This window comes from Mycobacterium sp. P2_H7 (assembly GCF_056403275.1).
The window spans coordinates 1-5886 of sequence record NZ_JBFUFU010000037.1; the positions used below are offsets into that span (position 1 = coordinate 1).

Annotated in this window: 8 protein-coding genes; 6 read left to right on the forward strand and 2 right to left on the reverse strand. The window is 68.9% G+C overall.

Going from position 1 to position 5886, the window contains the following annotated elements; all coding sequences use genetic code 11:
* Together AC1DY7_RS31160 and AC1DY7_RS31165 are read left to right on the forward strand one after the other, a co-directional pair.
* A partial coding sequence (locus AC1DY7_RS31160) for a VOC family protein (protein ID WP_477497624.1) occupies nucleotides 1-511 on the forward strand: 511 nt, incomplete at its 5' end.
* 67 nt (nucleotides 512-578) lie between these two features.
* Complete coding sequence (locus tag AC1DY7_RS31165; protein WP_477497625.1) at nucleotides 579-2321, forward strand: proline--tRNA ligase; 1743 nt, start codon at nucleotides 579-581, stop codon at nucleotides 2319-2321.
* Here AC1DY7_RS31165 and AC1DY7_RS31170 read toward each other — a convergent pair whose 3' ends face one another.
* Nucleotides 2322-2876, reverse strand: a complete 555-nt coding sequence (locus tag AC1DY7_RS31170; protein ID WP_477497626.1) for a ferritin-like domain-containing protein — start codon at nucleotides 2874-2876, stop codon at nucleotides 2322-2324.
* Complete coding sequence (locus tag AC1DY7_RS31175) at nucleotides 2873-3400, reverse strand: hypothetical protein (protein WP_477497627.1); 528 nt, start codon at nucleotides 3398-3400, stop codon at nucleotides 2873-2875. Before AC1DY7_RS31175 ends, AC1DY7_RS31170 begins: the two co-directional genes overlap by 4 nt.
* Nucleotides 3401-3550: 150 nt before the next feature.
* On the opposite strand from AC1DY7_RS31175, the gene rimP reads away from it, so the two are divergent.
* The 4 genes from rimP to AC1DY7_RS31195 all read left to right on the forward strand — a co-directional run.
* Nucleotides 3551-4087: a ribosome maturation factor RimP gene (rimP, locus tag AC1DY7_RS31180; RefSeq protein WP_477497628.1), complete on the forward strand. Its 537-nt coding sequence runs from the start codon at nucleotides 3551-3553 to the stop codon at nucleotides 4085-4087.
* Nucleotides 4084-5085, forward strand: coding sequence for a transcription termination factor NusA (gene nusA, locus AC1DY7_RS31185; protein WP_477497629.1), 1002 nt, complete (start codon nucleotides 4084-4086; stop codon nucleotides 5083-5085). The genes rimP and nusA overlap by 4 nt, the downstream gene beginning before the upstream one ends.
* 141 nt (nucleotides 5086-5226) lie before the next feature.
* Nucleotides 5227-5502 carry a YlxR family protein gene (locus tag AC1DY7_RS31190; RefSeq protein ID WP_477497631.1) on the forward strand — a complete coding sequence of 92 codons (276 nt, stop codon included), beginning with the start codon at nucleotides 5227-5229 and terminating at the stop codon, nucleotides 5500-5502.
* Between the two features lie 97 nt (nucleotides 5503-5599).
* Nucleotides 5600-5886: translation initiation factor IF-2 N-terminal domain-containing protein (locus AC1DY7_RS31195; RefSeq protein WP_477497630.1), on the forward strand; the 287-nt coding region annotated here is incomplete at its 3' end.

The following is a 5886-nucleotide window of genomic DNA, read 5'->3' on the forward strand; positions in this document are numbered from 1 at the left end:
CGGTCTCGGCGTCGACGTCAGGACCGACCGGGCGGTGCTGCGGTTGCGTTCGCCGCGCGGGGTCACCGAGGACGACATCCGGCTGGCCCATGCGCTCTCGGCCGCCGTGGCGGCGGCCGGCCGAGAGACGACCGTCGGCGCGGTGTCCGTCCAGGCCGTCGAGATCGCGATCGACGCACTGGACATCCCGGCGGTGCGGCCGTTCTGGAAGGCCGTCACCGGCTACGTCGACGAGGCCGGCGCGTCAGACCTCGCTGCCGGGCTCGTCGACCCGGCGGGCCGCGGGCCGGCGATCTGGTTTCAGCAGATGGACGCACCGCGTACCCAGCGCAACAACATCCACCTGGACGTCGACGTGCCCCACGACCAGGCCACCGCCCGCGTCGAGGCCGCGCTGGCGGCGGGCGGCCGACTGCTGAGCGCGCAGCGGTCCCCGGCGTTCTGGGTGCTGGCCGACGGCGAGGGCAACGAGGCGTGCGTCTGCACGTGGCAGGGGCGCGACCCGGGCTGAATGTGCCGGGTTCCTCGGTCGGACTCGTTCCTCGTCCGACATCGTCGCCCGGCTAGGCTACTCGGCTGTGATCACCCGGATGTCCGAACTGTTCCTGCGAACCCTGCGCGAAGACCCCGCCGATGCCGAGGTGCCCAGCCACAAGCTGCTCATCCGTGCCGGCTACGTCCGCCCGATCGGACCGGGCCTCTACAGCTGGTTGCCGCTGGGCCTGCGCGTGCTGCGCAAGATCGAGGGCATCGTCCGGGAGGAGATGAACGCCATCGGCGGCCAGGAGATCCTCTTCCCGGCGTTGCTGCCGCGCGCGCCGTATGAGGCCACCAATCGGTGGACTGAATACGGGGACAACCTCTTTCGGCTGCAGGACCGCCGAGGCAACGATTATCTGCTGGGCCCCACCCATGAGGAACTGTTCACGCTGACGGTCAAGGGTGAGTACTCGTCCTACAAGGACTTCCCGTTGCGGCTCTACCAAATTCAGACCAAGTACCGGGACGAGGCGCGGCCCCGGGCCGGCATCCTGCGTGGGCGCGAATTCATCATGAAGGACTCGTACTCCTTCGACGTCGACGACGACGGACTGAAGAACGCCTACCACGCGCACCGCGAGGCCTACCAGCGCATCTTCGGCCGCCTCGCCGTCAACTACGTGATCGTGTCGGCCGTCTCGGGCGCCATGGGCGGCAGCGCCTCCGAGGAGTTCCTGGCCGAGAGCCCCATCGGCGAGGACACCTTCGTGCGCTGCCTGGAATCCGGGTATGCGGCCAACGTGGAAGCGGTGATCACCGCGGTGCCGCCCTCCCTGCCGATCGACGGGCAACCCGAAGCCGTCGTGCACGACACCCCCGACACCCCGACGATCGCCGCGCTGGTCGACTGGGCCAACGAGGCGCTGCCCGGTACCACCACCGCCGCGGACACGCTGAAGAACGTGCTGCTCAAGGTGCGTGCGCCCGGCGGCGAGTGGGAACTGCTGGCCATCGGCGTTCCCGGCGACCGCGAAGTGGACGACAAGCGGCTCGGCGCGGCGCTGGAACCGGCCGAGTACGCACTGCTCGACGAGGCCGACTTCACGGCCAACCCCTTCCTGGTGAAGGGATACATCGGGCCGAAAGGCTTGCAGGCCAACGGTGTTCGCTACCTTGTCGACCCGCGCGTGGTCGACGGCACGGCCTGGATCACCGGCGCCGACGAAAAGGGTAAACACGTGGTGGGCCTGGTGGCCGGCCGCGATTTCACCGCGGACGGCACCATCGAGGCGGCCGACGTGCGCGACGGGGACCCGTCCCCCGATGGTGCGGGCCCGCTGACCTCGGCCCGCGGCATCGAGATCGGGCACATCTTCCAGCTCGGCCGCAAGTACGCCGACGCGTTCTCCGCCGATGTGCTCGGCGAGAATGGCAAGCCGGTGCGGCTGACGATGGGTTCCTACGGTGTCGGGGTGTCCCGGCTGGTGGCGGTCATCGCCGAGCAGAACCACGACGAGATCGGTCTGCGCTGGCCGGCCTCGGTGTCACCGTTCGACGCGCACGTGGTGATCGCGAACAAGGACGCCGCCGCCCGGGCCGGCGCGCAGGAGTTGGCGGGCGAACTGGATCGGCTCGGTGTCGAGGTGCTGCTCGACGACCGCACCTCGTCACCCGGCGTGAAGTTCAAGGACGCCGAACTGCTCGGTGTCCCGTGGATCGTGGTGGTGGGCCGTGGTTGGAGCGACGGTGTCGTCGAACTGCGCAACCGCTTCACCGGCGAAACCCGGGAGATCGCGGTGGACGGCGCCTCGGCCGAGATCGCAACCGCTCTGACTGCCTAGCTATTCGGTGCCGCCCGGGAACGCCAGCGTGACCGGCGCGGCGCCGAGCACCTGGCTCCAGCGCGCGGCCAGCACCGCACAGCCGGTCAGTGCGGTCACCGCGAACGTGCGGTCTTCGCTGGTGGTGGCTTGTTCGAGGACCGCCCGCCAGGCCACTGCCGCGTCCTCCTCCATCCGGACCGCGAGTTGGGCGGCCTGGGTGGGATCGGAGACCTCCAGCGGAAGTTGGTAGCCCACCGCCGGCACCGGGACGGGTGCCGATCGGGTGGTGAGCATGGCGATGGCCCGCTCGCGCCGCTCACGGTGCTCGGCCATGGCGTCCGCCACGAGGGCGTTGTCGTCGGGTGTGGAGTGCGCGGACACCACGCCGTAGCCGTAGATCACGCCGTGTTCGGTGGCGACCGCGTCGAACAGCGCCGCGGTGGCCGGGTCGCCGGGCCGGTTCGGATCGGGAGTCGGCGTCGAACTGGTCGTCGTGGTGGTCGTCGTCGTGGTGGTCGAGGTGGAGGTGGTAGTGCTCGAGGTCGTCGACGGAGTCGGTTGCGGCGAGGTCATCGGGCCTGCCCGGGATCGGCGAGGGCCACCAGGTAGGACGCCGCGCAGGCCGCGGAGATCGAGCCCAGCAGGCCGGCGCGGTAGCCGGAGAGCGTCGCCGCGAGCTGTGCGGCACTGTCGGCCGAGGCGTGCAGGGCGCCAACCACATCCGCCACCGTCGGGGCAGGCGCCGGGGCCGACGAGGGCGCCGTCGTCGACCAGGTCGCCGAGGACGACGTGGTGGGCGCCTGGCCCCCGGTGAGCCGGGTGATCTCGTCGGCCAGCGCCCTGGCGTGTGCGGCGCGTTCGGAGGCGACGGTGGTAAGGGTGGGCGCGATCTGGGGCCGCGCCGTGGTGGCGGCCAGCCCGGCCAGTCGGCTGTCGGCATGCGCGCGGTCGAATTGCGCTACCAGATCGGCGAGTTCGGCTGGTGGGGCGGCGGGCGCGCACGACACCGCCGAACCGAGCACGGTCATGGCCATGCCGGCGGGGAGCGCCGTGACCAACAACCGCCGGCGGGTGATCGTGGGTAAAGCGCTCGGCACGCCCACATCCTGCCATGGTGGGCCGGGCGGAACTCCCGCCTGCTGTTCGTTTGGCCAAAGTGGCGGCGCGCCTGGCGTATCGTTTGGTAACCGATTCCTGGGTCAGCCCACCCGGAATATGTCCGCACAACTCAAGATGAGGAGCTCGCCGTGGCACCGGATGCCCCGCTGCTGCCGACGCAGGAGCAAGTGCTCGAGCTACTCGACGGTGAGTTCGCGCGCGCGGGATACGAAATCGAGGACGTCGTGGTCAACGCGTCCACCCGGCCACCCCGGATCACGGTGATCGCCGACAGGGACGAGGGCCTGAACCTGGACGACATCGCCACCTTGTCGCAGACCGCCTCGGAGCTGCTGGATGCTCTCGACAGTGCCGAATCCGCAGCGTACGTGCTGGAGATCACGTCGCGTGGCGTCGATCGCCCGTTGACCGAGGAGAAGCATTTCCGGCGCGCCCGCACCCGCAAGGTCGAGTTGGTGCTCGGTGACGGCTCGACGCTCACGGGGCGGATCGGTCACACCGGTGACGGTGCGGTGCATCTCGTGATCGCCGACAAGAGCAAGCTGTCCGTGCGTGAAGTGAAATTGGCTGATATTGCCAAAGCTGTTGTACAAGTTGAATTTTCGCCACCCAATCAACGTGAATTGGATCTGGTGGAGCAGTCTGGAAAGGGGGGCGGCGCGTGAACATCGACATGGCGGCGCTGCATGCTATCGAGTCCGACAAGGGCATCTCGGTAGACATTGTCGTCGACACGATCAAGTCGGCGTTGTTGACGGCCTACCGGCACACCGAAGGCCATGAGGCCGACGCACGGATCGACGTCGACCGAAAATCCGGCGTGGTCAAGGTGATCGCGCGCGAGACGGATGACGACGGCAACCTCGTCAACGAATGGGACGACACCCCAGAGGGATTCGGGCGTATCGCGGCCACCACCGCGCGGCAGGTGATCCTGCAGCGGTTGCGCGACGCCGAGAATGAGCAGATGTACGGCGAGTTCGCCGCCCACGAAGGCGATATCGTCGCCGGCGTCGTCCAGCGGGACAATCGCGAGAACACCCGCGGCAATGTGGTGGTGCGCGTCGGCACCGAGGCCAAGGGTTCCGACGGCATGGTCCGACCGGCCGAGCAGGTGCCCGGCGAACGTTACGAGCACGGCGACCGGCTGCGGTGCTATGTCATCGGCGTGAGCCGCGGGGCCCGCGAACCCAAGATCGAACTCTCGCGTACCCACCCCAATCTGGTGCGCAAGCTGTTCGCGCTGGAGGTCCCGGAGATCGCCGACAACTCGGTCGAGATCGTCGCGGTGGCCCGCGAGGCCGGGCACCGCTCCAAGATCGCGGTGACCTCCAAGGTGTCCGGACTGAACGCGAAGGGCGCGTGTATCGGCCCGATGGGTCAGCGGGTGCGCAACGTGATGAGCGAGTTGTCGGGGGAGAAGATCGACATCATCGACTTCGACCCCGACCCGGCGCGGTTCGTGGCCAATGCGCTGTCCCCGGCGAAGGTGGTGTCGGTCACGGTGATCGACGAGGCCACCCGGGCGGCGCGGGTGGTGGTGCCGGACTTCCAGCTGTCGCTCGCCATCGGCAAGGAAGGCCAGAACGCCCGCCTGGCGGCGCGGCTGACCGGCTGGCGGATCGACATCCGCAGCGACGCCGCCGAGCCCGAGACTGCCTGAGCACGACGCTGCGGCGAGCGACCCCGACACGCGATTCTGTCTGCGCGAACGGTGACGGTAGACTGAGCCGTGATCCAGCGCGAGACTCCGATTTCCCATCCTCGTGCGCACCGTGGCCCTGATGGACCGGTGCGGACGTGTGTGGGTTGCCGGAAGCGAGAGTTGGCCGTCGATTTGCTTCGGCTGGCCGCTGTCCTCGACAAACCCGGCCATTACGCCGTAACCGTCGATTCAGCGGGTAGCCTGCCGGGGCGGGGTGCATGGTTGCATCCCGACCAGCAGTGCCTCGAAGCGGCGATGCGGCGGCGGGCTTTCGTCCGAGCGTTACGGATCACCGGTTCACCGGAAGTTTCCGCTGTGGTCGAGTACGTCGAAGGAATTCGGCCAGCCGACCGACACGGTCAAGAGAACAGGTAGCGAAGAACATGAGCACACCGTGAAGTCCCGATGACCATGCGTCATAGCTAAACCCGAGGCGCGGCCGACCGCTGTCGCCTCCAGACGAGGAGATGTAGTGGCAGGTAAGGCCCGCGTACACGAGTTGGCTAAGGAACTCGGTGTCACCAGCAAGGAAGTGCTCGCCCGGCTCAGCGATCAGGGCGAATTCGTAAAATCGGCGTCGTCGACGGTTGAGGCCCCGGTGGCCCGCCGTCTGCGGGAATCGTTCGGCGGCGGCAAGCCCGCCAAGCCCGCGGGTCCCGCCGCGAAGCCCTCCGGTTCGGCACCGACGCCCGGCCCGCGGCCCGGCCCGAAGCCCGCCGTCCCGGCCCCGGCTGCTCCGCCGCCGCCGGCCCCCCCGGC